Origin of the sequence: Pseudomonas sp. Sample_16 (assembly GCF_004307665.1) — a bacterium.
In the GTDB taxonomy this organism is placed as follows: domain Bacteria; phylum Pseudomonadota; class Gammaproteobacteria; order Pseudomonadales; family Pseudomonadaceae; genus Aquipseudomonas.
In genome coordinates this window covers 68387-93977 of the sequence record NZ_RCOB01000179.1, presented here as the reverse complement: position 1 = coordinate 93977, position 25591 = coordinate 68387, and the positions used below count along the sequence as shown (strand labels likewise).

The 25591-nt window shown below is 57.4% G+C and carries 29 protein-coding genes; 15 read left to right on the top strand and 14 right to left on the bottom strand.

Going from position 1 to position 25591, the window contains the following annotated elements; genetic code table 11:
* The first annotated feature begins 91 nt into the window (after window positions 1-91).
* From D8U69_RS24055 to D8U69_RS24010, 10 genes are all read left to right on the top strand, one after another.
* The gene (locus D8U69_RS24055) at window positions 92-514 is read left to right on the top strand and encodes a hypothetical protein (protein ID WP_130908280.1); all 423 of its coding nucleotides are present in this window, start codon (window positions 92-94) and stop codon (window positions 512-514) included.
* Window positions 515-556: 42 nt separating this feature from the next.
* Entirely contained in the window at window positions 557-1162 is a 606-nt protein-coding gene (locus D8U69_RS24050; protein ID WP_130908279.1) for a tail assembly protein, read from the top strand.
* A 58-nt stretch (window positions 1163-1220) separates the two neighbouring features.
* The gene (locus tag D8U69_RS24045) at window positions 1221-4784 is read left to right on the top strand and encodes a phage tail protein (protein ID WP_130908278.1); all 3564 of its coding nucleotides are present in this window, start codon (window positions 1221-1223) and stop codon (window positions 4782-4784) included.
* Between the two features lie 51 nt (window positions 4785-4835).
* Window positions 4836-5144: a hypothetical protein gene (locus D8U69_RS24040; protein ID WP_241668684.1), complete on the top strand. Its 309-nt coding sequence runs from the start codon at window positions 4836-4838 to the stop codon at window positions 5142-5144.
* The gene (locus D8U69_RS24035) at window positions 5141-5800 is read left to right on the top strand and encodes a hypothetical protein (RefSeq protein ID WP_130908276.1); all 660 of its coding nucleotides are present in this window, start codon (window positions 5141-5143) and stop codon (window positions 5798-5800) included. The genes D8U69_RS24040 and D8U69_RS24035 overlap by 4 nt, the downstream gene beginning before the upstream one ends.
* Before the next feature lie 23 nt (window positions 5801-5823).
* On the top strand, window positions 5824-6873 hold the full coding sequence (locus tag D8U69_RS29870) for a phage tail protein (protein WP_241668683.1): 1050 nt from the start codon (window positions 5824-5826) through the stop codon (window positions 6871-6873).
* Entirely contained in the window at window positions 6873-7208 is a 336-nt protein-coding gene (locus tag D8U69_RS24025) for a hypothetical protein (RefSeq protein WP_130908275.1), read from the top strand. Before D8U69_RS29870 ends, D8U69_RS24025 begins: the two co-directional genes overlap by 1 nt.
* Complete coding sequence (locus D8U69_RS24020; RefSeq protein ID WP_130908274.1) at window positions 7205-7564, top strand: phage tail protein; 360 nt, start codon at window positions 7205-7207, stop codon at window positions 7562-7564. The genes D8U69_RS24025 and D8U69_RS24020 overlap by 4 nt, the downstream gene beginning before the upstream one ends.
* 66 nt (window positions 7565-7630) lie before the next feature.
* Window positions 7631-8056: a cell wall hydrolase gene (locus D8U69_RS24015; RefSeq protein WP_130908273.1), complete on the top strand. Its 426-nt coding sequence runs from the start codon at window positions 7631-7633 to the stop codon at window positions 8054-8056.
* Window positions 8053-8565, top strand: coding sequence for a lysis system i-spanin subunit Rz (locus tag D8U69_RS24010; protein ID WP_130908272.1), 513 nt, complete (start codon window positions 8053-8055; stop codon window positions 8563-8565). The genes D8U69_RS24015 and D8U69_RS24010 overlap by 4 nt, the downstream gene beginning before the upstream one ends.
* A gap of 33 nt (window positions 8566-8598) precedes the next feature.
* On the opposite strand, the gene D8U69_RS24005 is transcribed toward D8U69_RS24010, so the two are convergent.
* On the bottom strand, window positions 8599-8862 hold the full coding sequence (locus tag D8U69_RS24005) for a hypothetical protein (protein WP_130905280.1): 264 nt from the start codon (window positions 8860-8862) through the stop codon (window positions 8599-8601).
* Window positions 8863-9171: 309 nt separating this feature from the next.
* On the opposite strand from D8U69_RS24005, the gene D8U69_RS24000 reads away from it, so the two are divergent.
* Entirely contained in the window at window positions 9172-9402 is a 231-nt protein-coding gene (locus D8U69_RS24000) for a hypothetical protein (RefSeq protein ID WP_130908271.1), read from the top strand.
* Here D8U69_RS24000 and D8U69_RS23995 read toward each other — a convergent pair.
* Both D8U69_RS23995 and D8U69_RS23990 read right to left on the bottom strand, forming a co-directional pair.
* Window positions 9399-10106 carry an SOS response-associated peptidase family protein gene (locus D8U69_RS23995; RefSeq protein WP_130908270.1) on the bottom strand — a complete coding sequence of 236 codons (708 nt, stop codon included), beginning with the start codon at window positions 10104-10106 and terminating at the stop codon, window positions 9399-9401. The two genes, D8U69_RS24000 and D8U69_RS23995, sit on opposite strands and share 4 nt — an antisense overlap.
* Before the next feature lie 23 nt (window positions 10107-10129).
* Window positions 10130-10498 carry a hypothetical protein gene (locus D8U69_RS23990; protein ID WP_130908269.1) on the bottom strand — a complete coding sequence of 123 codons (369 nt, stop codon included), beginning with the start codon at window positions 10496-10498 and terminating at the stop codon, window positions 10130-10132.
* 755 nt (window positions 10499-11253) lie between these two features.
* Between D8U69_RS23990 and D8U69_RS23985 the strand changes: the two genes are divergently transcribed.
* The gene (locus D8U69_RS23985; RefSeq protein WP_130908268.1) at window positions 11254-11700 is read left to right on the top strand and encodes an EF-hand domain-containing protein; all 447 of its coding nucleotides are present in this window, start codon (window positions 11254-11256) and stop codon (window positions 11698-11700) included.
* Between the two features lie 134 nt (window positions 11701-11834).
* Here D8U69_RS23985 and D8U69_RS23980 read toward each other — a convergent pair whose 3' ends face one another.
* The gene (locus D8U69_RS23980) at window positions 11835-12044 is read right to left on the bottom strand and encodes a hypothetical protein (RefSeq protein WP_130908267.1); all 210 of its coding nucleotides are present in this window, start codon (window positions 12042-12044) and stop codon (window positions 11835-11837) included.
* A gap of 623 nt (window positions 12045-12667) precedes the next feature.
* Between D8U69_RS23980 and D8U69_RS29540 the strand changes: the two genes are divergently transcribed.
* The 3 genes from D8U69_RS29540 to D8U69_RS23970 all read left to right on the top strand — a co-directional run bounded on the left by D8U69_RS29540 (window position 12668) and on the right by D8U69_RS23970 (window position 13723).
* Window positions 12668-12826, top strand: coding sequence for a hypothetical protein (locus D8U69_RS29540; RefSeq protein ID WP_177434454.1), 159 nt, complete (start codon window positions 12668-12670; stop codon window positions 12824-12826).
* Window positions 12827-13042: 216 nt separating this feature from the next.
* Window positions 13043-13261: a hypothetical protein gene (locus tag D8U69_RS23975; RefSeq protein WP_130904946.1), complete on the top strand. Its 219-nt coding sequence runs from the start codon at window positions 13043-13045 to the stop codon at window positions 13259-13261.
* Between the two features lie 153 nt (window positions 13262-13414).
* A complete protein-coding gene (locus D8U69_RS23970; RefSeq protein ID WP_056854409.1) occupies window positions 13415-13723 on the top strand; it encodes a hypothetical protein in 309 nt (102 codons plus the stop codon).
* Window positions 13724-13791: 68 nt separating this feature from the next.
* On the opposite strand, the gene D8U69_RS23965 is transcribed toward D8U69_RS23970, so the two are convergent.
* From D8U69_RS23965 to D8U69_RS23920, 10 genes are all read right to left on the bottom strand, one after another.
* On the bottom strand, window positions 13792-14838 hold the full coding sequence (locus D8U69_RS23965) for an acyltransferase (RefSeq protein ID WP_130908266.1): 1047 nt from the start codon (window positions 14836-14838) through the stop codon (window positions 13792-13794).
* A gap of 195 nt (window positions 14839-15033) precedes the next feature.
* Window positions 15034-16497 (bottom strand): family 16 glycosylhydrolase, encoded by a 1464-nt coding sequence (locus D8U69_RS23960; protein WP_130908265.1) that lies wholly within the window; start codon window positions 16495-16497, stop codon window positions 15034-15036.
* Window positions 16497-17552, bottom strand: coding sequence for a UDP-glucose 4-epimerase GalE (gene galE / locus D8U69_RS23955; RefSeq protein WP_056854407.1), 1056 nt, complete (start codon window positions 17550-17552; stop codon window positions 16497-16499). The genes D8U69_RS23960 and galE overlap by 1 nt, the downstream gene beginning before the upstream one ends.
* A gap of 30 nt (window positions 17553-17582) precedes the next feature.
* Window positions 17583-19001, bottom strand: a complete 1419-nt coding sequence (locus D8U69_RS23950; protein WP_056854406.1) for an oligosaccharide flippase family protein — start codon at window positions 18999-19001, stop codon at window positions 17583-17585.
* 13 nt (window positions 19002-19014) lie between these two features.
* The gene (locus D8U69_RS23945) at window positions 19015-19968 is read right to left on the bottom strand and encodes a glycosyltransferase family A protein (protein ID WP_056854405.1); all 954 of its coding nucleotides are present in this window, start codon (window positions 19966-19968) and stop codon (window positions 19015-19017) included.
* Window positions 19969-19985: 17 nt separating this feature from the next.
* Complete coding sequence (locus D8U69_RS23940; RefSeq protein ID WP_130908264.1) at window positions 19986-21299, bottom strand: O-antigen ligase family protein; 1314 nt, start codon at window positions 21297-21299, stop codon at window positions 19986-19988.
* Window positions 21296-22408, bottom strand: a complete 1113-nt coding sequence (locus D8U69_RS23935; RefSeq protein ID WP_056854403.1) for a glycosyltransferase — start codon at window positions 22406-22408, stop codon at window positions 21296-21298. The genes D8U69_RS23940 and D8U69_RS23935 overlap by 4 nt, the downstream gene beginning before the upstream one ends.
* Complete coding sequence (locus tag D8U69_RS23930) at window positions 22405-23487, bottom strand: glycosyltransferase (RefSeq protein WP_130904941.1); 1083 nt, start codon at window positions 23485-23487, stop codon at window positions 22405-22407. Before D8U69_RS23930 ends, D8U69_RS23935 begins: the two co-directional genes overlap by 4 nt.
* A 3-nt stretch (window positions 23488-23490) precedes the next feature.
* Window positions 23491-24195, bottom strand: coding sequence for a WecB/TagA/CpsF family glycosyltransferase (locus tag D8U69_RS23925; protein ID WP_130908263.1), 705 nt, complete (start codon window positions 24193-24195; stop codon window positions 23491-23493).
* 13 nt (window positions 24196-24208) lie between these two features.
* Window positions 24209-25549: a UDP-glucose/GDP-mannose dehydrogenase family protein gene (locus D8U69_RS23920; RefSeq protein ID WP_130908262.1), complete on the bottom strand. Its 1341-nt coding sequence runs from the start codon at window positions 25547-25549 to the stop codon at window positions 24209-24211.
* Window positions 25550-25591: the final 42 nt, after the last annotated feature.

The following is a 25591-nucleotide window of genomic DNA, read 5'->3' as shown; positions in this document are numbered from 1 at the left end:
CTCAATTATGAAAAGCCCAGCGTATGGCTGGGCTTTTTTGTTTTCGATCCTTCAGTGTTACATTGCCCGAAATTCCACAGGAGTGACCTGCATGAAATTGATCGTAGGGGCGATAGCTGTTGCGTTTCTGGCGGGATGTGCAACTTCCCCCACACCTTCAGGTGAGGCGCGCCAGGCGCCTCCGAGTCAAGTGCTGGGGTACCAAAGCAAGCCAACTGGAGCCTATGGCACTATCCAAGTGATCCGCGACTCTGGCCACACCGGCAGTCTTTGTTCTATGGCCGTGTTCATTGACGGCAGGCAAGCTGCGAAGCTCGATCCGGGCCAAAAGGCATCCTTCTACCTGCCACCGGATTCGGTTTCGTTGGGCGCGGCTTATACCGGTTCGGGGATCTGCTCTATGGGGGCGGAGCGCGTTGAGCGTGAGGCGGTCGTAAAAGACGGTGCCGTCAAAAAATACCGAGTGTTTACCGGCGGTGATGGGCAGATAGATATCCTCCCCACGACGCTTTGAAGAAGACCGCCTCCCGGCGGTTTTTTATTGCCTGGAGTGAACATGTCTGCAATTACGTACAAACCAACAACGAAGGTAATGTTGTCCGGCTCATTGGCGAAAAAGTTCTTCCGTAGCAGGTCATATCTCCTTGATGGAGGGACCACAGCAGAAGTCTTTCGCGCACTGAATGCAACTGTCGACGGTTTCTCTGAAGAAGTGAAGCGGCTCGAGCGCCTGGGGCTGACGTTTGCAATCTTCCGAAACCGCAAGAATGTCGGCGTTCCCGGATTCGATCTTGGCGGCACGAGGGAGTTGCGGATAGTGCCTGTTGTAACCGGTAGCAAAAGGGCGGGAGGTCTCCAAACAATCATTGGGTCTGTCCTAATTGCTGCCGCCTTTGTTCTTTCATTTACACCCTTCGCCGCGGCTTCCCCATTTCTGTACCAAATCGGCGGCGCAATGGTTATTGGCGGCGTCATCCAGATGCTCAGCCCGCAAGCCTCAGGCCTGAAGCAGAGCGCGTCCCCCGAAAACGCCCCTTCCTATGCCTTCGGCAGCGCCAGAAACACCACCGCCAGCGGCAACCCGGTACCGATCTGCATCGGCGAACGTCGGTGGGGCGGAATGATCATCTCTGCTTCGATTCTGGCTGAAGACAAAGCGTAAGTAGGACAGCAGCAAACAGGCCGCCCGAGAGGCGGTTTTTTTATGCCTGGAGGAAAGCATGGGCGCAGCACTACAGATGGACATACACGGCGAGAAGGGTGGCAGCAGCAAGCCGAAGTCGCCCTCAGAAGCCAGCGACAGCCTGCGTTCGACCAACCTGGCAAAGCTGCTCATCGCTGTGGGTGAGGGCGAATTCGACGAAGTCCCGACCGATTACGACATCTACCTGGACAACACGCCCATCCGGGATGCCAGCGGCAACCTAAACTTCCCGAACGTGAAATGGGACTGGCGCCCAGGCTCTGTCGATCAAACTTATATTCCTGGCATTCCGTCCGTCGAGAACGAGACCTCGCTGAACATTGAACTGCGTAGCGATGCACCGTGGGTTCGCTCGATCACCAACAATCAGCTCTCGGCAGCACGAATTCGTCTGGCATGGCCGGCGTTACAACGTTCAGATGACGAGGGCAATGTCGTCGGTTACCGCATTGAGTACGCCATCGACGTGGCCACCGATGGCGGCGCTTATCAGCAGGTGCTGGTGGACGCCGTCGACGGCAAGACCACCACGCGCTACGAGCGCTCCCGTCGCATCGATCTGCCGGACGCCACCACGGGCTGGCAGATCCGCGTCCGCCGTCTGACCCCAAACCAGAACAGCAACAAAATCGCTGACACCATGTTGATCGCCGGTATCACTGAGGTGATCGACGCCAAGCTGCGCTACCCAAACACTGCGTTGCTCTATATCGAATTCGATGCCGAGCAGTTCACCAACATTCCTGCCGTCACCGTGAAGTGCAGGGCGCGGCGCTGGATGGTGCCCAGCAACTACGACCCGATCCTGCGCACCTACACCGGGACGTGGGATGGTTCGATGAAGTCGGCCTGGACCAATAACCCTGCGTGGATCACCTATGGGGTGTGCACCGAAGACCGGTTCGGCCTGGGCAAGCGCATCAAACCGTTCATGGTCGACAAGTGGGAGTTGTATCGAATCGCTCAGTACTGCGACCAGTTGGTGCCGAATGGGCTCGCCGGCGTTGAGCCGCGCTTTCTCTGTGACATGAACTTGCAGGGCAAGGCCGATGCCTGGTCCCTGTTACGCGATATCTCGGCAATCTACCGGGGCATGACTTACTGGGCCCAGGGTCAACTGGTGATGCAGGCGGACATGCCGCGCGCGCAGGACTTCGACTACGTATTCACCCGGTCCAACGTTATCGACGGCAAATTCTCCTACGGCAGTGCGTCGGCGAAGACCCGGTACACCCGGGCGCTGGTCAGTTATGACAATCCGGCGAACAACTACGACACGGATGTCATTCCGTTTGCCGACCTGGACCTGCAGCGCCGGTACGGCGACCGTCCCACTGAACTGAGCGCCATAGGCTGCACCCGTGCATCGGAGGCCCAGCGCCGCGGGAAGTGGGCGATTTTGAGCAACAACCAGGACCGCACTGTTTCATTCAAGACCGGAATGGAGGGAGTTATCCCTTTACCAGGGCATATCATCCCGGTGGCCGACTCACTGCTTGCCGGTCGTGAAGTCGGCGGCCGGATCTCGGCGGCGGTAGGGCGGGTGATTACGCTCGACCGCGACACGCAAGCCAAGGCTGGTGATCGCCTGATCATCAACCTGCCCGGCGGCCGCGCCGAAGGTCGGACCGTTCAGAGTGTGAATGGTCGGGCTGTCACCGTGACCGTGGCATACAGTGAGCCACCGGTTGCCCAATTGCAGTGGGCGCTGGACGCGGATGATCTGGCGATCCCACTGTATCGGGTGCTGCGAACCAAGCGCACGGTAGAGGGCGATTTCGAAATCAGCGCGCTGCAGTATGAGCCGAGCAAATTCGCTTTCATCGACACCGGTGCACGGTTGGAAGAGCGGCCAATCAGCGTAATTCCTATCACCGTGGTGCCGGCTCCTACCAGCGTGACCGTTGTTTCGACTTCGGCAGTGTCTCAAGGTCTGGCCGTGGCAACCATGACCATCAGCTGGTCCGTCGTTAATGGCGCGGTCGGTTATGACGTGGAGTGGCGCAAGGACAGCGGCAACTGGATCAAGCTGCAGCGCACCGGCATGACCAGCGTGGACGTTGTCGGCATTTACGCCGGCGCCTACGTGGCCCGCGTCCGCGCAGTGAGTGCGTTCGACATCACTTCGCCGTGGCGCAACTCGATCCTGACTCATCTCAGCGGTAAGCAGGGGCTGCCGCCGGCGGTGTCGTACCTCACAGCCTCGCCGCTGTTGTTCGGCATCTATCTGAAGTGGGGCTTCCCGGCGGGCGCGGAGGATACCCAGCGCACGGAAATCTGGTATGGCCCGTCGATCAGCCTCGAGGCCGCGACCAAGTTAACGGACCTGTCATATCCGCAAAGCGATTTCTCGATGCTCGGCCTGGCTGCTGGCGTGACCTTTTACTTCTGGGCGCGCCTGGTCGACCGAATCGGCAACATCGGTCCGTGGTATCCGGTGGGGCTCGGCGTGCAGGGGCGGTCGAGTTCTGAGGCTGCGCCGATTCTGGAAATGATCGCCGGGCAGATTGGCCGCACCGAACTGGGCCAGGACATCCTCGACGAAATCGACAAGATCCCCGGCCTGCAGGAACAGATCGACGCCCTTGACGACATCCTGTTGTACGACCCGGAGAAGACCTATGTCGATGAAGACATGGTTCGCATGGGTCAGCGGCTATACCAAGCCACTGGCGCCGTGCCGATCAACACGCCGCCGCCGAACCCGGCCTACTGGCTGGACATCGGCAAGTCGATCGAAACGGCGAACGGATTGGCGCAGCAGGTTGCCTTCAACACGGCCGACATCATCGAGCTCGACGGCGAGATCACGGCGCAGGCCACGGCCTTTCAGGCTTTGAGTGCTGCATATCGGGACGACAACGGGGAAGGCGATCTCGCCGATGCGCTGAAGGGTTGGAGCAGTACGGCCGCGATCGCGAACGAAGAGAAAGTGCGGGCCTCGGAAAACCTCGCCACTGCGCAGAAGGTCACCACGCTGACTGCTGTGGTTGGGGAGAACGAGGCTAATGTCAGCGATCTGCGGCAGGTTGTGGCCACCGACAAGGAAGCCACCGCAACGGCGATCACTCAGGTCAACGTGAAGGTCGGCGAAAACACGGCGGCTATTCAGGAAACGGCCACGGCCTACGCCGACACCGCCGGGAAGCTCTCGACCATGTGGTCGGTGAAGATGCAGCTCACGGCGGACGGCAAGTATGTCGCCGCGGGCATTGGCCTGAGTATCGAAAACACCGGAGCCGGCTTGCAGAGTCAGTTCCTAGTGAGCGCGGACCGGTTCGCCATCGTCAACACCATCGCCGGCGGCGCGATCTCGGTACCGTTCGCGGTTCAGGGTGGTCAGGTGTTCATGAACTCTGCCTTCATTCAGGACGGCACCATCACCAACGCCAAGATCGGCAGCTACATCAGCTCCACCAACTACATTGCCGGCCAGCAAGGCTGGATTCTAAACAAAGACGGAACGTTAGAGATCAACGGCATCGTCCCGGGTCAGGGGCGGCTGGTGATCAACTCGCTGAACGTGTCTGTGTACGACGCCAACAACGTACTGCGTGTCCGTCTCGGCTATCTGGGGTAATACATGGCTCTATTTGGCCTGCGTGTTTTCAACGAGAGCGGTCAGCTTGCAATGGACACGAACTCTTTCACTTACCAGGTGCTGTGGCAGGGCGTGATCGATTTCAGCGGTGCCGTGCCCAGTTACACCATCAGCATCCCGGGCTTCATTCCGGCCAACTGCGTATTCATGATCATTCCGACGAGAGCACAGGACGTGCAAACGGCGGAAAACGACAGCCTGGGCAATACCAAGTCATACCCCTATGTCATCACCGGTGCTGGGGTTGTGACAGTCCTGCCGAAAAACCCTTCAGCCGGCGCATCCGTTGGCCAGACACGGATCGTCGCCAAGGGCTACGCGATAAGGTTCGCCACATGAGCTATGGATTTCAGAGCATCAACGACAATGCCTTTGTTCAGATCGACTCTGAGCTGCCCCGGCTGTGCATGCTGACGAGAGGGAGTTACGCCGGCACCACGGACGCCTCCGGGGTTTTCGCCAGACCCATCACCAGCCTGGATCCGCCGATTGTGTTTATCCGGCCCGATGCCGGAGTGTTGCAGGTTCCGATCTCCGTCTGGTTCACCGGTGGTCCTGGGAACTGGACCGGTTTCACGATGAAAGCCTCGAACGTTACCGCCACCCTCAGTGGACAGTATTTCGTCGCGGCCTGGGCGTCGATGGGCACCGCAGCATACGGCATGCGTTTGTGGGGTCCGACTGGAGCCCTGGTTTACGACAGCGGCGCGCCGGCTGTTGTGGTGACCTACGCCGCAGGCAACTGGGTTTATATCGGTGACGAGGTGCTGACTGTAGGTCGTCGCTACATCTGGGCGATCAACAAACTGCTCGGCACGGGGGAATACATCTCGCTCAATCCTTTCGCCATGAACTGCCACAACGCGTCCTCGGGCGGTGGCTGCGCCCTGGGCGTGGATTACGCCAACGGCCAAATCAGGATGTACAGCCTCGCGACAAACGCCTGGACCGACCAAGGTCACCGGCCATTTCTCTGCGCCAAGTTACTGGCCTGACCTTTCTTATCTGGAGTTAACCCATGCCCTGGTACAAATCAGGAACGGTTTCTGTCGCCTTGAATTCGAACGCCGTGATCGGCACAGGCACCGCCTTTCTATCCAACGGTCGCGTCGGCGATGCGTTTCGCGGACCGGACGGTGGTTGGTATGAGATCACCAACATTGCCAGCGACACGGCGTTATCGATCTCGCCGAACTACCAAAGTGCGCCGAATGCGGCAGGTGTCTATGCCATCGCTCCGATGCAGGGCTACGTCAAGGATTCCGCCGATGCGTTGCGCGCGCTGGTCAATCAATTCGGTGGCGTGCTTGCTGTGCTTGGCACAACTCCTACTACGGCCGGTGTACGCACCGCGCTCAATTTGAGCGATAGCGGCGGGCTGCCTGAAGGTACAAACAAGTATTACACCGATGCGCGGGTCAGGGCCGCGGTGTTGACCGGGTTGATTACGACCGACTCGTCGGCTGTCATGGCGACCGATGCAATTATCGCGGCGTTCGGAAAGCTGCAGGCGCAGGCCAGCGCCGCTGCAACCGCAATTGGTAACAAAGCTGGTAAGGGTGCTAATAGTGACATCACAAGCCTGACGGGATTGACCACAGCGCTAAGCGTTGTCCAGGGCGGAACCGGTGTTACTTCGGTCGCAGCGCTTTTAACTGCGCTACAAACAGCCGGTGCGTATGGCAAAACCAACGCGGTTGGAACCGTAGGACAAGCGGCAGGCGTTCCAACTGGCGCCTTAATGGAGGTCGGGTCTAATGCGAACGGATTTTACTGGCGGTTCGCAAACGGATTGCAAATCTGCATAGGAAGTCTCATTAGCGGTGGGACCGCCACAACTCAAGGTTCGATCTTTATTTCTACACCAGCCTCCGGGAGTTTCCCGATTGCATTCGCGGTGGCGCCAGTGGTAGTTGCTAGCGGGCTATACAACGCATCAGGAACAGGATGGGCAACCCAAGCAACTTTTTCGTCAGCTACAACGTGGGGTAGCTGGGCGGTGTGCTTCGGCGCATCAAACGGAAGCGCCTCGACAATAAGCTTAATTGCAATAGGAAGGTGGTTCTGATGCGCATCAATCTATCCCCGCAGCGTCGAGATGACACTCTGGAAGTTTTCAAAACCGGCGACGTCCTGACCGTCAACGGTGAGGATTTCGACCTCTCGCCAATTGGTAATGGCGACACACTGCCTGCATCAGCCATCAACTCGAAGTGGTTTTTCGATAAGGTTGATCGGAGCGACGGCGAGCTTGTCTTAACTCTGATACTGCCAAACCCGTTTAATTACAGTCATGAGCAGGCATTCCCGGTGCCGCTGGAAAACGTTCCAGACGGTCCTGTTGTATTTCCCGGCCCGCTGCCAGAGCTTGAAGTTGAAATGGCTCCCGAGGGTGATGAATGAATATCGATTGGTCCCAACTAATTACAAAAGCCATGAAAGACGCTGCTGTTCAAGCCGAGCAACTTGCTACTGCGAGGGCCGAATTGTCTGCTCGCAATAGCAAGGCGTTGGTTCAACTCGCTCGCATTCAAGAGCGAGTTGACACGATCGGTTTCGGCATTGATATCGGTGAAGCAACTGAAGAGGACGAAGCAGAGCAGGCGGCCTTGCTCATCAGCCTAAAGGCCTGGAAATCCTACAAGTTTGCGCTAGGCAAAGTGACAGTGCAGCCCACTTGGTATGCCGCTCCAGTGTGGCCAATAGAGCCAGCTGTACCGGTGATCGTTGCTGATCCCGAAGCGCAGATCACCAATTGATGTAACGCCGAACAGCGACAACGCCACCCGCCATCGAGCGGGTATTTTTTTGCCTGGAGAAAAGTGATGTCAGTTACTGAAAAAGACCGCGACATTCTCGCGCGCACGCTGTGGGGAGAGGCGCGCGGCGAAAGCTTGGCGGGACAGATCGCCGTAGCTTGGACCGTTCGCAACCGGGTATATGACGGCAAGGACAGATCGTGGTGGGGCGAGGGCTATGCCGGCGTGTGCCAGAGGCCATACCAGTTCAGTTGCTGGAACAAGACCGACCCGAACTATCAGTTCCTCATTGGTGTGAAGCAGATCCCGTTCCGCGAACTGGCCCAAGCGCGCATTGCTGCTGATCAGGTAATCGATGGCAAGCTGCCCGATCCCACCGGTGATGCCACGCACTATTATGCCATCGCCATGAAGACGCCGCCGGCCTGGGCCGCGAAGGCAAAGCAGACGCTGAAGTTGGGCGGTCATGTGTTCTTCAAGGATGTGCCATGAGCCTGGTGGCGTTGAGGGTGGTCGGCGCGCTGGCGCTTGTTCTGCTGGGCGCCATCTGTGCTTGGCAGATTCAGGGCTGGCGGTACGGCGCGCAACTGGCCGAGCAATCGCGACTACACACCGACACCCTCAATCAACTGGCCATGGTCGGCGCTGCGGCACAAAAAACCGAGCAGGACAAACGCCTGGTGCTCGAGCAGCGCCTGGCGGCCAGCGACCAATCCCACCACGAGACTTTAACCAATGCCCACAAAGACCAGGCTCGCCTGCGCGATCGCCTTGCTACTTCTGATCTGCGGTTGTCAGTCGTCCTCGCCAAAGGTTCAGCCGGTGGCTGTTCAATGCCTGCCACCGCCGGCGCCGGCGGCATGGTTCATGGAGTCGTCCGAGCCGAACTTGACTCAGCGCATGCTCAACGAATTATCGCGATCACCGATGAAGGCGATCGGGGACTGATCGCGCTGGCTGCGTGCCAGGCCTATGTGCGGGAGATCAGCACTCCCCGCTAAACTGGCATCCTGCTTTGAAGTTCCAGCAGAGGCTCAATGAACAGCCGAAGACCTAGGCACTGGCACGCGATCAAACTTAGAAATCTCTTTGATCCAAAAACGACGGTATTTTGTTTGGTCTGGCGACAACGGCTTGTGATTTGACCATGAGTGCTCGGCTTTCATGCTGGCGCGATACTCCTCCCACTCCTTTTCCTCGGCCACATCTTTTGCTGTCTTTTCGTTGTCGAACCATCCGAGGACGTACACTTCGCCTTGGTCCTGGCCATGCTCAATGAGAAGGTAAATGTTGTTCATCAGCTTTGCCTTTGTAGCTGTCAATCGGGATAAGCCTCTAATATGAGGCGTTTCCAGTGCTATCGGCCGTTGTCATTAGATGTTTAGCGTCGGCTCTGGATGAGCGTTAACAGCTTGCTCTGTGATGGCATGCCGCCATTCTTGTCACCGTTGTCAGGTTGCCCCATGATTCTTCGACAGGGGGATGAGGCATCGGCCATGGATAAGCAACTTGCCGGACTCTCGTTCCTGCTCACCCTGGTGTGGGTGGTAGTCGTGGTCTTGGTGATGTATTGGATGTCGTAGTGCAGATAAAAGGGGAGGCGGTCCGTGGAAGATGTCGTACTCGGCCCCAGGCCGCGGCGTGAAGCTGATCGCCTCCTTGCACAAATCCAACGCGCTGAGTCGATGATCGTTGCCGTAAAGGCCGGCGCCCGTGCCGAAGGATTTGTCTTGGGCATGGAGATGGTGGGCGCCTTGCGCGCAGGTGACGCGGAGCGGCTTTACATCATTTTTGAAACGGCGCTGGAAGCTCGGCTCAAGTCGCTGGTCCCTACCTAAAACAAACTGTTCTCCTCTGGCGCGTCCCCTATCGGACTGATCAATCCGCTCTGATTATTACGTACATTGCCGATCGCCCGATCCACCTTGAACCACTCGAACGCCTCGGTGGGTTCACCCTGCAGCAGTACCATTTGCTCGGCGCGCTCTTTGGGTGTGGAAGGATCCAACCATTCTTTGGCCAGTTCCGGCGATAACGTCACGGGACGACGGTCATGGATATCCACCATGCCGCCAGCGCTGTCAGCGGTGATGATGACGAAGCCGTCGTGTTCGCTCGGCTTATGCTCCGGATTTGGGTATTGGCCGATGGCAGCACACAGGATCGGCGCTCGATCCCGCCGGCGAATGAGGTAGGGCTGCTTTTTCGGTCCGCCTTCATCCACCCACTCAAACCAGTTGTTGATCGCGATGATCGCCCGGTGTGGCCAGATCGCCCGGAAGAACGGACCGTGGGCGACCTTTTCGACCCTGGCATTAATCGGCGCAGCACGATCCTTGGCCCAATGCGGTCGCCATCCCCAGCGCACCATGTCAGCGTGCAGGTAGTCGCCTTCCTGGTGAAAGAGAGCGAGCTGCGTACTCGGCGCAGCGTTATAGCGAAGAAAGGGTAGATCGCCGGTTTGGTTCACCAACGGGTTGGGCATGCTCAACGCCGCGACGAAATCGTGGATGCCATCGTATTGGGAGAGTCGTCCACACATGGTTTAAATCCTTGAATGGGCAATCAGCTTTTCGCAATTTGGGTGAACGGATCCACGCCGGTCAGCTCGCGCAGCTTTGCATGGAGCTCGCTGATCACCTTGGCGTTGGCCATCAGCTCCCAGTTGGTCTTGGTCTCGATATCCGTGACCCTTCTATTGGCATCTGACGCAGAGGTGAGCGCCCGGTTCAGTTCGGTCCGCAGTCGATCGCGCTCCTCGGATACCTCCGCGTGCATTTGCACCAGGTTGAAGATGTCTCTGCGCGACTTGCGGAGCTGGAGGGTCAGTTCCTGGACTTCGTTCTCGTACATGCGCAAAAAATGACGACACGTCTCAAGCTCAGTTGGGCAGCCAAGCCAGTCGCTGGTGTCTTCGATTTCGTAGGGGTCCACAAAAAAACCTTACCGATACTGTTTGTATATACAGTAATCGAGGGGCGATATTTCCGCGAGGGGTAGGCGACGAGACGACTAGGTTGGGGGGGGAGCCCCCGGTTCTGGGTATTTTTTCCTCGCGCCTTAGAAAATTAGCGACCTGAAAAATGGCCATTCGTTGCTATGAAACAAGCCCCTAGAATTGGTTTATTTATGTGGCCTGAAAAATGCTCTGAACCATCTACGGAGTTTATTGATGATGACGGTGATAGGAGACAGACCCCTTGTGGAAACGTCCTCTGCTTCTTGGTATCACGATGATTGTTGGAGTTCTTGGCTTCGGGTGGGCATTGAGCGCTATTGGTCTGTATTTGGCGGTGTGGTGAACCGCTCGTTCGTTGATTACCTCTTCCACCATTGGAATTCGGCAGGGCACGATAGGACCTCGTGATGAGAAAGTCGGCCGCAGATGAGTTGCTTCCCCTACAGCGCATTTCAGCTCAACGGAACCAGTATTTGCCCCGCACGAGGTAAAGAAACCTCGATCATGTATGTCGTATGCGCTTTTATTGTGTTCGATTGTATCTAATGCGTCGATATCTACACGACCATACAAACATTGGCGTGTTTGACATATCGCAGACATAGATTGGGGTTGAGATACCGCTTCCAAAAAAACAATTTTGGAATGACCTGCTGTGCGATTAGCCGCACGTAGTTACTAAATAGCTGTATCACAGGGCAGCTGAACCGCGCTGCCGGGAGAAAATGCAATGACTGTAACAACGACTCGTAAAAAGAACATTTGCGTAGCGGGTGTCTCCCTGGCTGGAATCGTTCTGGCCGGAGCGGTGTTTGCCGCAGAACCCATGCCGCAGGGTTACACGCTTGCCGCGGCTCAGGTCAGTGCAGAGGGCAAGTGCGGGGAAGGAAAATGTGGAGAGTCCCAAGTCAAGAAACAAGCCAAGGCAAGTGAAGGTAAGTGCGGTGAAGGTCAATGCGGAGATGCAATCTTCAACTCTATTGACACTGACAAAGATGCACGAATTTCACTAGCTGAGTTCCTCGTTGCTGCGCCTGGGAAGCAAGCGGTGTTTGCAAAAAAGGACACGAATAAGGATGGCTATATTGATGAAATGGAGTCATACCTCAGTGTGAAGGCGGCCTACAACGAAAACGGCCGAGAATTGCCAACAGGCCTCTTTTCAGTAAAAGAGTAACAACTCTCGGACCATATGCCCTTGCCATCGCAGGGGCATTAATGAGCATTTCGGATTGATGTGCGCGATTGCTTTCCAGGTAAATCGTCAGCTTCGGCACTGCTTGGTGCAGACGCGGCATTGTCTGACCACGGTCACTCTGGTGCCATCATTACTGCGAGCGTCATCTTGATGAATTCCTCGTTGCGGTCTATGGCGACGAGTGCACCACGGATATTCTCAGCCACGTCAGCTGACCCGCGCAGCTCGACCCAGTTGGAAAGCTCCATGATGGCGGCTTCAAGGGCGAGTTGGTTTTCGTTGAGCTTGAACAGCAGTGAAGGGAGTAAGTCAGAATTTGGCATCGCGAATCCTCAATGGAGTCTTCAGCGTAGCAGCCTGGATCAAGAGCGGTGGAGGATAGAAAGTCGGCAGAACGCCGTGGATGGACCCAAAAAAGGGTGTGGGGACTTTTTCGGGGATTCGCTCTTTCCTGTTCATCTCTGTAAGGCACCGTTTGCAGCGAGCGCCAGAAGAAGAGCCAGTAAATGCTGGGCCTCGTGCCCATTTTCAAGCATGGGGTGCTAGGGGTCGAGTGTTCGAATCACTCCGTCCCGACCATTATTCCTGAGTAAAATCAGACACTTGAGCCGATCAGATGGAATCGGCTTTTTTGTGTCTGCGCAAAACCCGCGCAAAACTACCCGTTGATTTCCCTGATATTCAATTTCTCGCCAGCCGTTCACCGGCAGGCTTGTGGTTTAATCATATGGGTTCCATGGAGATGTGGCGATGGAAAGGGCGTTGCGTAACCCGCTGTTTTTGGCAGGAATACCTTTGGCGGCTATTGGTGCCGCTATTGCGGCGCCTGGCTTGTGGATTCCAGGTCTGGTCTTAATGGTTTGTGGATGGGCAAAGGGGAATAAAAGTACCTGATGTTTTCACCGTAGGCCTTGTAGTAGTTCTTTCAATTTTTTTTCGGTAAGTCATGAGCGAAGAACGAGATATCCCAGAGCCCGAGCACGACCACCTGCTCGATCATGAATTCCATGATGACGAGTCATGGGGTGAAGAGGACGCTCAGGCAATTGTTGACGAAGAAGATGATGACGTTGATTTTCTTGATCAGATAGATCAGGACGACTGAGGCGGATTCAATAGCCAGAAGGCCCGTCCATCCGCAAGGGCCTACATTGCATCGAATCAAACCCTGGCAGCCGCCGGGGTTTTTTATTGGCGGGAGTTTTCGCAACTTCGTGGTGACTGGAGCTGGATATAGATACTGACTACCGTTCGTCGGAACCTACGCACGATCAACCGTTTCGCAAGTCATTGAAGTAGCCCAAAAAAAAGACAGGTTTCTATGCGACCACTAATCCTCGATTTGCCGAATGGGCGTGAGCTCGCCAATGAGCTTGATCTCGCGATTTCGCAGATGATGTCCATCCCGGTCGAGCACATCGGTGGCGCTTTGTGGCTGGAAGCTTCCAGCAGGCAGCAGCAAGCTTTCCAGAAGTGGCGTGAGTATCTGCAGCTCATGGCTGATGGGCGGGTGCGTGGCGAAGCGCTTAAAGTCGCTTGAGTCCAAATGCTGAATAGATGAGCCGAACCATGCAGGCGAGGGCGGGGTCGGGTGCTTCGTTTTTGCCATTCGTCCAATGCCGGGCACTCGTCCATGGTGTGACTTTCTTACGTTTAAGCACGGATTCACCGAGCATGAGAACGGAGAGTCACCATGGAAATCGACGAGAATGCACCCGGCAACAAATCGCAGCAGCGCGAAACACGCACAACGGATAACGAAGCGGGCCATGATCCGAGCTGGAACCAGTATGAAGTGCCGTTACCGCCGGACGATGAATCGCCTGTGGATGAAGATATGGCGGATGTGGATGCAACTAACTCGGTATCGAGTGAGCACCCGCAATCTGGCACCAACAGCCGCGCCGATGATCCTGATGCCGACCCACAGATGAACGAATTGGGCGAAGGCGAAAAAGAGCAGCGCGGCGTGCCGGCAAGTGATCCTGAATCGGGCGCCTGAACAAGTTTGAAGCATTCCGACTGCCCGCTAATCGCGGGCTTTTTTATGTCGCTACATTGGCCAGCCAATCATCCCCAGACACGTATGAAAGATAACGAAAGGAATTTTTTAATGGACCTGGCCATGGGGATTTCTATGAGTTTGTTGATGGCGTAAGACGCACCCAGCATCAAGACGATGGTGCCCCAAAGCAATATGTGTGAGTTCACAGCCGGATAGGCAATGTTGAAGATCATGAATCCGATCATTTGATGCAGCAGGTAAAGCGGGTAGGTCAGCGCGCCCAATGCGGTCCAGTTGTATGTCGCTATAGCTCCCGTTTTGTTGGTTGCGATCAAGATAAACGTGATGAAGAACAGACCGATGACGCTGCATACGATCAGCGGGTTGTATTCGGTTGCGTATTTTGATTCGAGCAATTCGGCCCAGACAATTGCCGTGTAGTTGGCTAATGCCAGCGCACCCGCCAGCAGGAAAACCCGTGTTTTCGTGATGCCCTTGGCCCATAGGATGTAGAAGGTTGCGCCTGCTATGAAATAGGCAGCGTAATCAGTAATCAGTATCGAGCGCAGCTTTTCAAAAGCGAGAAGTTCGGCAGTGGCAGATATCAGCAGCCAGAACACGAGGTAGGTCTCTATTTTTTCTATTTTCTTGAAGGCCAACAGGATGGAAATCATTAGATAGAATTGAATCTCTACAAATAGTGACCAGTACACGCCGTCGATTTGTGGAATTCCCATCAGCTCGCTCAGGAATGCCATGTTGATGATGTATTGATAAAAATCAGCGCTATATCTGGGCTGACCAATGGCAAGGGTGATTGCAAAGGTGATCGTGCAGCACACCCAGAAAGCCGGGCAGAGGCGGACGACGCGGGAGATAAAAAACGCTCTCAGATTATTGCTCGAAGCGGTCATCAGAATGACAAACCCACTGATCATGAAAAACAGTTCAACGCCCAAATAACCGTATTTGGCAGGCTCAGCCAATAGCGGGTAGGGCATGGTAGACATGTCTCCTTTGGCATAACCGCGAAACGCATAGTGAAAAAACACTACAGCGATGGCAGCAAGGAAACGCAGCAAATCCAGTTCGTTTAATCGTCGCTTGATCATGTATATGCGCTCCATACTTGTTAGCGCGAAATGAATACTGACCTCCCTGCCGATTGAAATTTTACCCAGGGCGTACGCTATGGCGGCAGTAGCGCCTCAGGGACTTCAATTGAAGTGGGCACGCAGTTACAGCGTGCGGGAAGTGAAGCGGATCCGAAGCAATAAGACCGAGGGCACCTCGGCCTTTGTGTGACGCTATCGATTGCGTTGCCACAGGCGGAAATAGTCGACTTCGAAGGTGGAAGGCAGGTCGGCATCGTCGACTACACCAAACCATTTCCACATGGCTTCGCTGTCGAAGATCACCTCCATCGGGAAGTAAAAATGGGTGTTCTTTGATTCCCTGACCAGTACACCATCGACGTACCAACGCAGGGTGTCGGGCTGCCAGTCGAAACCATAGACATGGAAGTCGTCCGCCAGGCGCCATGGACTGATCCAGGTGCTGCCGTCGGCCAAGTGCTCCTTGCTTTGCGGTGTAGCCCACACGTGGGCATTCATGTTGTACGAGCGGTCGAGCGCCGCGTTTTTGGTTTTGCCGCCGATTTCGAAGATGTCGATTTCGGTGGCGTTGTCCTCCATACCCGTCCACGCCAGCCAGAATGCGCTGGAACCCGCAGAATTCATGGGTTTGGCGCGGGCTTCATAGTATCCGTAGAAGCCCTTTTCAATGGTTCGGACCATGGCGGAGGTGTAGTCCTTGAAGCCGAGCTGGACGTACTTCTGCGGCAAGGTTTCCTTGCGAAAGACAATGTTCAGGTTGCCGTTGTTGACGGATGCATTGTTCGGCGTGAACAACGCCGGTTTGCGTCCCAGCGACTCGTTGCCGATGGCATTGTTGACGTGCCAGCGTTGGCGATCGAGGGTGCTGCCATTGAAGTCGTCGGACAGTTTGCTGTTGAGAATCCACTTACCGGTATTGGCCTGATCGGACAGCGGCAGATTGGCGTTGACCCGTTTCGGCAGTGGGCCCAGTGGTCCGACGCGGGTCCATGTATTGGCTGATTTCGGAATGGCAACCGACCATTTATCCGCCAGGTACTGAAATGCATGCTGGCGTTCTGCGAGGGAGGCAAACGCACGGTCGTACACCAACACTTCCGCGATGTCGCCGCGAAAGTTTTCAGAATTGCCAATGGCATTGCGCCCGACGGCATAGGGGCCAATCGGCACATCGTAAAGCTCCAGGACGGATACGGTCGGCGCATACGCCGTGGTCTGTTGCAGGCTGATGGCGAAATTCGGCAACACGTTATCGTTGTCGGTGCTTTGCGGGCGTGAGCTGAACAAGCGTTGCCAGGGATCAACCTCGGCTTGTTCGGCCAATCGGCGGGAAACGATCAATACCGTGACCGGGCCTTTGGCGCTGCGGATGGATTTTCCCAGAAACCCCGACACGCCACTGAAACGCACCACCGAATGGCCATTTAGAGCGTTTGCCATGCGCTGTGGCTTGGAGGCGCCATCATCGACTGTGGCGTGATGGGATTTTCCGGATTTGTCGTTCCAGCGCTGGACACTGTCCTGCGCGCCCAGGGTCAGCGTGTTCGCATCGGCGCCGTCCAGCCACAGCACCAGCCCGGTGGTGGGGGGCGATTGTGCGGCGGTGCAAGCCAGCGAAACCCACAGCAGTACCAGCAGCAGAGAACCCCTGAACATCATTTGACTGCAACCAGCGACGGGGTTTCGAACGAAGATTGATACCCCTGCGGATTACACGACTGCCACCGCCAGGTATCGATGATCATTTGTTCCAGGCCACGTTGCGCGCTCCATCCCAGTTCACGTGCTGCCTTGCTCGGGTCGGCCCACATTTGCGCGATGTCACCTTCGCGTCGCGGTGCGAAGCGATAAGGAATGCTGATGCCGGTGATGTCTTCGAAACTGTGGATGATCTGCAGCACGCTATAGCCAATGCCAGTGCCCAGGTTCCAGAAATCGATGCCGCGGGTGTGCTGCAATACCTGAAGTGCCTTGAGGTGGCCGATGGCAAGGTCGACCACGTGGATGTAGTCGCGCACGCAGGTGCCATCCACGGTCGGGTAATCGTTGCCGTACACCGTGAGTTCGGGGGTGCGGCCAATCGCGACCTGCGTCAGGCACGGCAACAGGTTATTGGGGCGGCCTCTGGGGTCTTCGCCGATCATTGCGCTTTCGTGAGCACCAATCGGATTGAAGTAGCGCAGTAGGCCGATGCTCCAGCGTGGGTCGGAGTGGCACAGATCGGTGAGCAACTCTTCGATCATGAGCTTGGTACGGCCATAGGGATTGACCGGTTTGCCGGTGCCGAAATCTTCGGCAATCGGTGTGCGTGTGGGCTCGCCATAAACCGTGGCCGAAGAGCTGAACACCAGCTGGAATACGTTATTGCGAGCCATTGCCCGGCACAGTTCAAGCGTGCCGGCGACATTGTTGGCGTAGTAGTCCAGCGGCTTGCGCACGCTTTCTTCTACGGATTTGAGGCTGGCAAAATGCACCACGGCATCAATGTCGTAGCGGTTGAAGATGGTGTCCAGCAGGGCCGTATCACGGATGTCGCCATTGATGAAATCAACCCGGGTCAGGGTCAGTTGCTCAAGGCGCGCAATGCACTCACGGCAGCTGTTGCACAGGTTGTCGAGCACCAGCACTTTGTGTCCGGCATTGATAAGCGCCAAAGCGGTATGAGAGCCGATGTAGCCGGCGCCGCCAGTAATCAACGTAGTTTTGCGCATGGTGAGGTCTTCCTGTCTCAGTGACTGAGTTCAGCGGGTGGTGAAAACCGATTTGAATTCCTGTGGCCAGCGCGGGTGCATGACGCTATACGCCACGGCATAGCTCAGCGCACCCACCACAATGTTGCAGACCAGGTGCAGGTAGCCTTGCAAACCCAGCTGCGGTGACACGTACAAGACGGTTGCGGCCATGACGAGTGAGGCAATCACGCTGCGGTAATTGGAGTCGAAGTACCGGCGCCAGCCGTAACCGATAGCTGCGTTGAGTCCACGGATTTGCAACGGTGTGATGATCAACATCCGCGTCAGCAGCGCGAGCGCCGCGGCCATACCGCCATAAAAGGTGCCGAAGCCGTAGACCAGCGCCAGCGCCAGTACAGTGGTTGCCACTTCGGCTTTGATCGTGAGGTGGCTGCGGTTGACCGCCACCAGTGCGGTGGTGGCGTACATGGCGGTGTTACCGATGGCCGCCGTGCAGGCCAGCACTTGCAGCAGGGGAATGGCTTCAGCCCACTTGGCACCGAATATCAACAGGATGAGGTCGTTTGCCGTCAGCGCGAGGCCAATGAACAAGGGCGTCAACAGAAAGCCGCTGACGGCGGTTGAGTCACCCAGGATCCCGAGCAATCGCAGGGGTTCTGCGCTGCGCCGGGCGAACGCCGGCAATGCATAGCTCAACAGACCGTTATAAATCGCAGTGCGTGGCAGTTCGATGATGCGCATCGCCATGTTGAACATGCCGACCGCGTTCACGCCGGCCGTCATCCCAAGCACCACGTTGACCCCGCGCTGCAGCGTTTGTGAACTCAGTGCGTTGATGGCAACCGGTGCGCCGGCTTTCAACAGTTCGCGCAAGAAAGGACGGTCAATGTAAAAGGCAATGCGCCGCGGATCTGCGCGCATCAAAACGATGATGGACACGAACTCCATGAGCAGCGCCTGGGCAACGACCGCCCAGGCACCCAGTCCCCAGAGCGCCACAGCGATGCCGCCGACACCGCCTACCACCTTGCCCAGCAACGTGCGCGACGCCAGTGTCTTGAAGTCGCCGCTGCGGCGCATTTGCGCGACATAGACACGCGCCATCATGGTGAAAAGGATTTTCACCGAAGCCACCGCCGTCAACCATCGCAGCAGCGGGTCGGGCGTGTACAGCATCACCGCGACCGAGATGACGACGATCGACACCAGGCTGACGAGGACCGAGGCCCAGAACGCCGTGCTGATGTGTTTGTCTTCCAGCCGTTCGAGCCGTACCAGCGGGTCTTCCAGAACCGACGAATACACCAGCCCGATCAACTCGACGATGGCAATGATGACGGTGCCCACCCCCAACTCTGCGGGCGACAGCAGCCTGGCATAGGCGACAAAGGTAATCATCGACAGGAAGATCAGGCCGAATTTCTCGGTAAAGATCCAGGTCAATGTCACCAGACGATGATTAGCCATGGCGGGTACCGGTTCAATGAGCGGTGGTTGACGCCGTTGCCTTGCGCAAGGTTTTGGCGCGGGCATAGAGGTAGCGCAAGGTCGGTTTGCCGTTGTGGAAGATCAGCGCTTGCCAGGAGCACTCGAGCATTCGTCGGTACACATCGATCACTTCGGCATGCTCGTCGCGTCGGGAAAACGCATTGAGAAAGTCAGTGTGGTTACCCAGCACGAAATCGATCCGTTGCTGTTTGCTGAGCTGCGCGCCATAGCGGGCGAGGTACACCTCGATGAACCTGATCTTGTTCTGGTAGTACTTTTTCGGTTGCGCGGTCATGTTGCCGGCGTTGACCGTGCGCTCCAGCAGAATTTGCGGCACCGTGTGGATCTCCCAATGTTCGGCGATCCGCGTCCACATGTAACGGTCTTCGGAGTAACGCAGGCTGGCATCGAAGCCACCCAGTTGCATGATCACGTCGCGTTTGACCAACGCGGTGGATACGCCATTGACGACGTTGGCGTGGATGAAATCGTAGAAATGCCTGCCGCTCTTGCGCACGTTGTCCAGTTGCCGCCTGCCGTCGCTGTAATTGACCTGCGTGTAGCAGTCGATCAACCCCACCTGCCGACCCTGACGCGTGAGTTCGTCATACAGGGCCAGTTGTAACTCCAGCTTTTGCGGGCGAAATTGATCGTCGGCGTCGAGCATCGCGACAAAGGTTTCCTGAGAGTGGCGCATCCCGTGATTACGGGCACTGGCCTGGCCTTCGTTGGCCTGCTGCAACAGTGTCAGGCGAAACGGCGCGACGAAGTCTCTGACCCGCTGGGGGCCGTCATCCGTAGAACCGTCGTCGACGACGATGACGTGATCGGGCAGCCGGGTTTGCTCGGCCAGCGATGACAGCGTTTGCTCAATGCTTGCGGCGCCGTTGTACATCGGGATCACGACGCACACTGTTTGCGGTGAAGGGGAGGCTTGATTGGGCACGGGTGATTCTCCTTTTGTTACGCCTTGGCTGAATCGCGCGGGAATCCCCGACCAGTCGAATGCTGGCCCAGGGTTGTCGGTGATAATTCGGGGAATGTGACGTGGTGTTGCCGGAAGGACAGGGCCAACGTGCAGAACACCAAAAACTCGGCAGAGCGGTAATTGGGTATCACGTAGGCCACATAGTTGGTGACGATGAACAAACCGATGATCACCAGGGCGCTGGCGCGAAACCTGGCAGCCTGGTTCGCCGTTACGGCGCGGTACTGTTTAAACAGGGCTTCGCCCAGCAGCAACGCCAGCGCAGTCAACTGAATAGCGCCGCCGTTGAGCAGAGTTTCCATGTAGCCGCTATGGGCGTTGCCGATGTAACCCCAGCGACGGATGAAACCATCGGCGTCGGGGCTGGCCCAGAAGGCGCCGAAGCCGTATCCCTTGAGCCATTGCTCATCGACAAACGGCGCGAGCAGCTCCCAGATCAACGTGCGGTCAGTGAGTGAGGGGTCACGACCGGCCAACTCCAGCAGCCACGAAAGGTTGTTGTAGAGAAACAGGCACACCAGCAGGAACGCCAGCGTGCAAAAGAAGAACAGCCACTGCGAGCGGTTGATGTGCAGCCGGATCAGGGTGAGGAAATACCAGTAGCTCAGCGTCCCGGAAAGGATCAGTGCCACGCCCGTTGCCGATTGGGCGAGCAGGATGGCGACCAGTGAAAAAAACGCACAGAAGAGTGCCCAGCGATTGCGTTGGCGGATCATCGGCAGCAACAACAGGATGGCGATTGCGTTGAGCCGCGCCCCGGCGTTCTTTTCGGCGAAAATCCCCTTGAATGCACCGTCACGGATGCCGCCGGACAGGAACGCGACGTCAGGCATGATCACGGCGAGTATCAAACCGATAAACGCCGCCACGCCGATGGCACAGCCCAGCATGAAATTGATTTTTTCAAGCGGGTAGTTATAGGCAATGAAACCGGCAAAGAACACCACGCTGAGCAGCGCGATAAAGCGCTTGAAACTCAGCATCGGGTCGCTGGACCAACTGATCGAGGCAATGACACAGAATATGAACACCAGCAGAAAGAAGTTGCTGCGGTAAAAGGTTTTGCTCAGGAACACCTTGTTGCGGATGAAGAAATACAACGGCACCAACAGTGTGATGAGGCCGCAGATCTGGTTGGCGACGTTGCCTTCGAGGTCTTTGCTGATATCACCGAAACTGGCTGCGCCACCCAGGCTGAGAACAAACGTGATCACCTGGATGTAAAACAGCACACCGAACAGGGTGAAGGCATCGCGTAGCGTGGAATATCTGATCTCCAGGGTACTCATGGCGATGGTCTCCGCAGTAACGCGGCGAGGTAGGTTTCTACCGCGCAGCCGTTCATGAAGCGCGCAGCGGCATCGATGCGGGACTGGCGCTGTAGATCTCGCGGTGTCGAGAGTTGCAGGGTGATCGCTTGCGCCAGGGCGAGCGGGTCGTCGACCGCCACCAGTGGCGCGACGAGGCCACCGATAAGAATGTCTTGCGGGCCGTGGGGACAGCGGGTCGACACCACCGGTGTGCCGGTGGACAAGGCCTCGACCAGCGCGTTGGGACTGCCCTCGAAACGCGACGACAGCACAAAGCAGTCGGCGGCGGCCACTTCTGCCATGGGATCACTGGCATAGCCCGGCAGATCGACTCGATCCGCCACGCCCAGTGTTCGGGCCAGGTCTTGCAACGAGTCCCTGAGTGCACCCTCGCCAAAAATGATCAGGCGAGTGTTGGCGTCCGGCAACGAGGCGAACGCGTTGATCAAGGTGTCGAAGCCTTTTTGCGGCGCCAGGCGCCCTACGGCGACAATCACCGGCCCGGGCTTGTCCTGGAGCCAACGGTGGCTTGGCCGCGCCGGCCGCTTGTTGCGAAAGTCGTCGTCAAGGACCGGGTTGTCGGCAATGGTCACGTCCTGGCGGCGCGCAATGGTGGTGTTGACCAGATCCTGGGCGACACCTCGCGAGACGCAGATCACCGGGTTGGGAATCAACCGGTACAACAACGGTGCCACCAGGTATGCCAGCCGCACCATGAAGTCGGGGTTGACGTGTTTGTCATGGGAAAACGCGTTGCGCTCGCTGACATGCAGCCGTGTCAGAGTCCCCGACAGCAATGCGGCGAGGATGGCCACCACGTTGACGTGAGTCAGGGCCGCCAGTTGCGCGTCGAAGCGATTGGCCCGCAGAAATCGCGCGAGCGCTGGCACTGCACGCGCAGTGCGTGGGCTTCGCAATTCGACTTTCTTTACTCGCGGGTCGAGGTGCGCCGCATGCAGGCCGCCACCGGTGAGCATCAGCAAGGTCACGTCATTGCCGGCGTCCACCAATGCACTGGCCAGGCGCGCCATCATTTTTTCCGCCCCGCCAGCGCTGAGGTCGTGCAGGATAATCAGCAATTTTTTCATTGGTTCCATACCTGGTAGTACGTTTTCGCGGCGTACTGGCTGGTGTACGGTTGAATGGCGTCGGCGAGCATTTTTGCGCTTGGCGCAACGCCAGTCGGTGAAACCAGGCTGTTGAGCATTCCCTTCGCCAGGGCGGGTACGTCGTTGGCATTGACCAATTGACCCAGCCGGCCGTTGTCCAGCAGTTCCCTGGGCCCGGTTTCGCAATCACATGCCAATACAGGCGTACCCAACGCCAGTGCTTCAATCAGCACAGTCGGCATGCCTTCCTGTACCGAGCTCAGAATGAACAGCCGGGCGTGCCTGAGCAGGGGATAGGGGTTGCTTAGGAATCCGCTGAAATGCACCCGATGTGCGATGCCCAATCGGCTGGCCTGGGTGGTCAGCGCATCGAGCAGGGGACCGTCACCGGCGATCACCAGATCCGGCAGGGCTTCACTGCGCAGCGCCAGCGCATAGGCATCGAGCAACAGATCAAAGCCTTTGGGTTCCACCAGGCGACCCACGCTCAACCAATAGTCGCCGGGTAACCCGACGGGCAACGGCGCCCGTGAGGCTCGCAACAGTTGGTCGGTAACTACGGCGTTTGGGCAATAACGGATGCGTTGCCGACCCCAGGGCATCAGATCGATGAGGGACTGGCGCAGGGCCGTGGAAACCGTGACCACCTTGCCGCTGCCGCAGAGGTACAGCGCGTAGAGCAGACGCAGGCTGGAGGGGCCGGTTTTCTGTTCAGTGCAATCGAGTGCCGCGTGGCGGCTATAGATGACTTTGCAGGGAAGACCGAGGGTGGCGAACCAGGTGCAGAGGTTGGCTTGCTCCTTGGCGGAAATGAGGTGAGTGATGCCCTCGCGGCGAATCAGCCGGCGCAACAGCACGATGGACTTGAACAGGCCGACGATGCCGTTGCCGCCAGCGGCGTTGAGCGTTTGCGCACCCGCGCTGTCCGGCGTGTCACCGTTCATGACGAAAAAACTCACGCGGTTGCCGTCCTTGAGAAACTGCTCGGACAAGCGTTGCTGGACGCGCTCGATACCGCCGCCCGCTCTGAAATCCTTGAGAATGAACAGAATGTGCATCGGTCATTCCCCCACGCTGATGGCGACTTTGCGCCGAACGAGCAGGGTCAACAGGTGTAAAAAATTGCTCGGGTAGTCGATCAGGTAGCGTTTGATCGTATGGGGCTCGCGGTACATCCGGTAGAACGCGCGCAGATGCAGTTGGTCGATCATGGCGGGGTAGTAATTGCGGGTGGCCATGGCTTCCTGGCGAATGAACCCGCCACAGGTAAAGGCGACACCGCGAAAGCCTGCACGCAGCGCATCCTGTTCAAACCGCTCTTGCAGCCCGGCACCCAGGCCGACGATCAGAATGTCCGCTTCGCTGCGGCAGATGTCGGCCTGAATGTCCACAGCCTGGGACGCATCGAAATAGCCGTTGTGATAACCGGCGATGGTCAGTCGCGGATAGAGCGTCCTGATCTTGTCGATGAACAGATCCAGTTCAACCTGCCGGGCACCGACGAAATACACGCGCTTGCCCTGTTGCTCGGCGCTGCCCAGTACCGCGTCGGCAATCGAGGTGAAGTCAAAGCTGACCCGGCCGATTGCGCGGCCGGTCACCCGGGACATGAACAGCGACATCAGCATGCCGTCGCAAAAATAGGCGACGGTGCTTGGTGTCTGCTCGAAAAAACTGCTGATGGATGCAAAGTTGATGAAGGAATACGCCTGGTTGGCGTCCAGTAACCTGGGAGAAAAATGCCGGACTATCTGCAGCTTGATCATGGCGCGCCTCCTGTCAGTTGACCGGCCGGGTTTGCCGGCCCACGGAGACGTAGGTAATGCCGCGCTTGCTCAAACGCTGCGGATCGAACAGGTTGCGTCCGTCGAAAATCAGCGGTTGCTTGAGCTGGCGGATCAGTAAATCGAAGTCCGGTGCCCGGAACGATTGCCACTCGGTGACGATGATCAGTGCATCGGCATTTTTCAGCGCTGCTTCCTTGGTGCCCGCCAGTGTCAGGTCATCGCGCGAGCCATAAATGCGCTGGGCCTCTTCCATGGCCTTGGGGTCGAACGCCTGGACGCTGGCGCCGGCGTGCCACAAGGCCTCCATCAGCACCCGGCTGGGGGCTTCGCGCATGTCGTCGGTGTTGGGTTTGAAACTCAGGCCCCACAGGGCGAAGGTCTTGCCGCGCAAGGCACCCTCGAAATGATCGAAAACCCTCTTGAACAGGCTGGCTTTCTGCTCATGGTTGCGAGACTCCACGGCCTTGAGCACCCGGGCGTCGATATCGACGCTGGTGGCGGCGTGTATCAGCGCCTGCACATCCTTCGGGAAACACGATCCGCCATAGCCCAGGCCCGGATAGATGAACTGATAGCCGATGCGCGGATCGGACCCGATGCCGTGCCGGACCATCTCGATATCGGCGCCGAGTTTTTCCGCAAGGCAGGCCATTTCGTTCATGAAACTGATCTTGGTCGCCAGCATGCAGTTGGCCGCGTACTTGGTCAGTTCGGCGCTGCGCATGTCCATGACGATGATCTTTTCGCGGTTGCGATTGAACGGTTCGTACAGTTCGCGCATGACCGCTTCGGCGTGTGGGCTGTCGGTGCCGATGATGATGCGGTCCGGGCGCATGCAGTCCTCGACCGCGCAACCTTCCTTCAGAAACTCGGGATTGGAGACGACATCGAAGGTCAGATGGCTGCGATCGTGGTCGGCCAGCACCTGCTCGATGCGTTCGCGCACCCGGTCGCCAGTGCCGACCGGGACGGTGGATTTGTCGACGATGATGTGATGGCGGTCCATGTTCAGCGCGATGGTTTGCGCAACGTCCAGCACGTATTTGAGGTCCGCTGAACCATCTTCATCAGGCGGCGTCCCGACCGCGATCAACAGCACATCACCATGGTGCACCGCACTGGCAAGGTCAGTGCCGAATTGCAGCCGACCACTTTGGTGATTATCACGGACCAGGCTTTTCAGACCCGGCTCATAGAGCGGCAGCGTGCCGTTCTTCAGCGCGTCGACCTTGGCGCTGTCGACGTCCACGCAGAGGACGTTATGGCCGACTTCCGCCAGCGCGGCGCCTTGTACCAGGCCCACATAACCAATACCGAATACGCTCACATTCATGATCTAACCTCGGGGCGTCGTGACGCAGGTTCACGATGGGGC

Coding starts and splice junctions, on each gene's coding strand:
- D8U69_RS24055 (WP_130908280.1), top strand. CDS start 92: ATGAAATTGATCGTAGGGGCGATAGCTGTTGCGTTTCTGGCGGGATGT.
- D8U69_RS24050 (WP_130908279.1), top strand. CDS start 557: ATGTCTGCAATTACGTACAAACCAACAACGAAGGTAATGTTGTCCGGC.
- D8U69_RS24045 (WP_130908278.1), top strand. CDS start 1,221: ATGGGCGCAGCACTACAGATGGACATACACGGCGAGAAGGGTGGCAGC.
- D8U69_RS24040 (WP_241668684.1), top strand. CDS start 4,836: ATGGACACGAACTCTTTCACTTACCAGGTGCTGTGGCAGGGCGTGATC.
- D8U69_RS24035 (WP_130908276.1), top strand. CDS start 5,141: ATGAGCTATGGATTTCAGAGCATCAACGACAATGCCTTTGTTCAGATC.
- D8U69_RS29870 (WP_241668683.1), top strand. CDS start 5,824: ATGCCCTGGTACAAATCAGGAACGGTTTCTGTCGCCTTGAATTCGAAC.
- D8U69_RS24025 (WP_130908275.1), top strand. CDS start 6,873: ATGCGCATCAATCTATCCCCGCAGCGTCGAGATGACACTCTGGAAGTT.
- D8U69_RS24020 (WP_130908274.1), top strand. CDS start 7,205: ATGAATATCGATTGGTCCCAACTAATTACAAAAGCCATGAAAGACGCT.
- D8U69_RS24015 (WP_130908273.1), top strand. CDS start 7,631: ATGTCAGTTACTGAAAAAGACCGCGACATTCTCGCGCGCACGCTGTGG.
- D8U69_RS24010 (WP_130908272.1), top strand. CDS start 8,053: ATGAGCCTGGTGGCGTTGAGGGTGGTCGGCGCGCTGGCGCTTGTTCTG.
- D8U69_RS24005 (WP_130905280.1), bottom strand. CDS start 8,862: ATGAACAACATTTACCTTCTCATTGAGCATGGCCAGGACCAAGGCGAA.
- D8U69_RS23995 (WP_130908270.1), bottom strand. CDS start 10,106: ATGTGTGGACGACTCTCCCAATACGATGGCATCCACGATTTCGTCGCG.
- D8U69_RS23985 (WP_130908268.1), top strand. CDS start 11,254: ATGACTGTAACAACGACTCGTAAAAAGAACATTTGCGTAGCGGGTGTC.
- D8U69_RS23980 (WP_130908267.1), bottom strand. CDS start 12,044: ATGCCAAATTCTGACTTACTCCCTTCACTGCTGTTCAAGCTCAACGAA.
- D8U69_RS29540 (WP_177434454.1), top strand. CDS start 12,668: ATGAGCGAAGAACGAGATATCCCAGAGCCCGAGCACGACCACCTGCTC.
- D8U69_RS23975 (WP_130904946.1), top strand. CDS start 13,043: ATGCGACCACTAATCCTCGATTTGCCGAATGGGCGTGAGCTCGCCAAT.
- D8U69_RS23970 (WP_056854409.1), top strand. CDS start 13,415: ATGGAAATCGACGAGAATGCACCCGGCAACAAATCGCAGCAGCGCGAA.
- D8U69_RS23965 (WP_130908266.1), bottom strand. CDS start 14,838: ATGATCAAGCGACGATTAAACGAACTGGATTTGCTGCGTTTCCTTGCT.
- D8U69_RS23960 (WP_130908265.1), bottom strand. CDS start 16,497: ATGTTCAGGGGTTCTCTGCTGCTGGTACTGCTGTGGGTTTCGCTGGCT.
- galE (WP_056854407.1), bottom strand. CDS start 17,552: ATGCGCAAAACTACGTTGATTACTGGCGGCGCCGGCTACATCGGCTCT.
- D8U69_RS23950 (WP_056854406.1), bottom strand. CDS start 19,001: ATGGCTAATCATCGTCTGGTGACATTGACCTGGATCTTTACCGAGAAA.
- D8U69_RS23940 (WP_130908264.1), bottom strand. CDS start 21,299: ATGAGTACCCTGGAGATCAGATATTCCACGCTACGCGATGCCTTCACC.
- D8U69_RS23935 (WP_056854403.1), bottom strand. CDS start 22,408: ATGAAAAAATTGCTGATTATCCTGCACGACCTCAGCGCTGGCGGGGCG.
- D8U69_RS23930 (WP_130904941.1), bottom strand. CDS start 23,487: ATGCACATTCTGTTCATTCTCAAGGATTTCAGAGCGGGCGGCGGTATC.
- D8U69_RS23925 (WP_130908263.1), bottom strand. CDS start 24,195: ATGATCAAGCTGCAGATAGTCCGGCATTTTTCTCCCAGGTTACTGGAC.
- D8U69_RS23920 (WP_130908262.1), bottom strand. CDS start 25,549: ATGAATGTGAGCGTATTCGGTATTGGTTATGTGGGCCTGGTACAAGGC.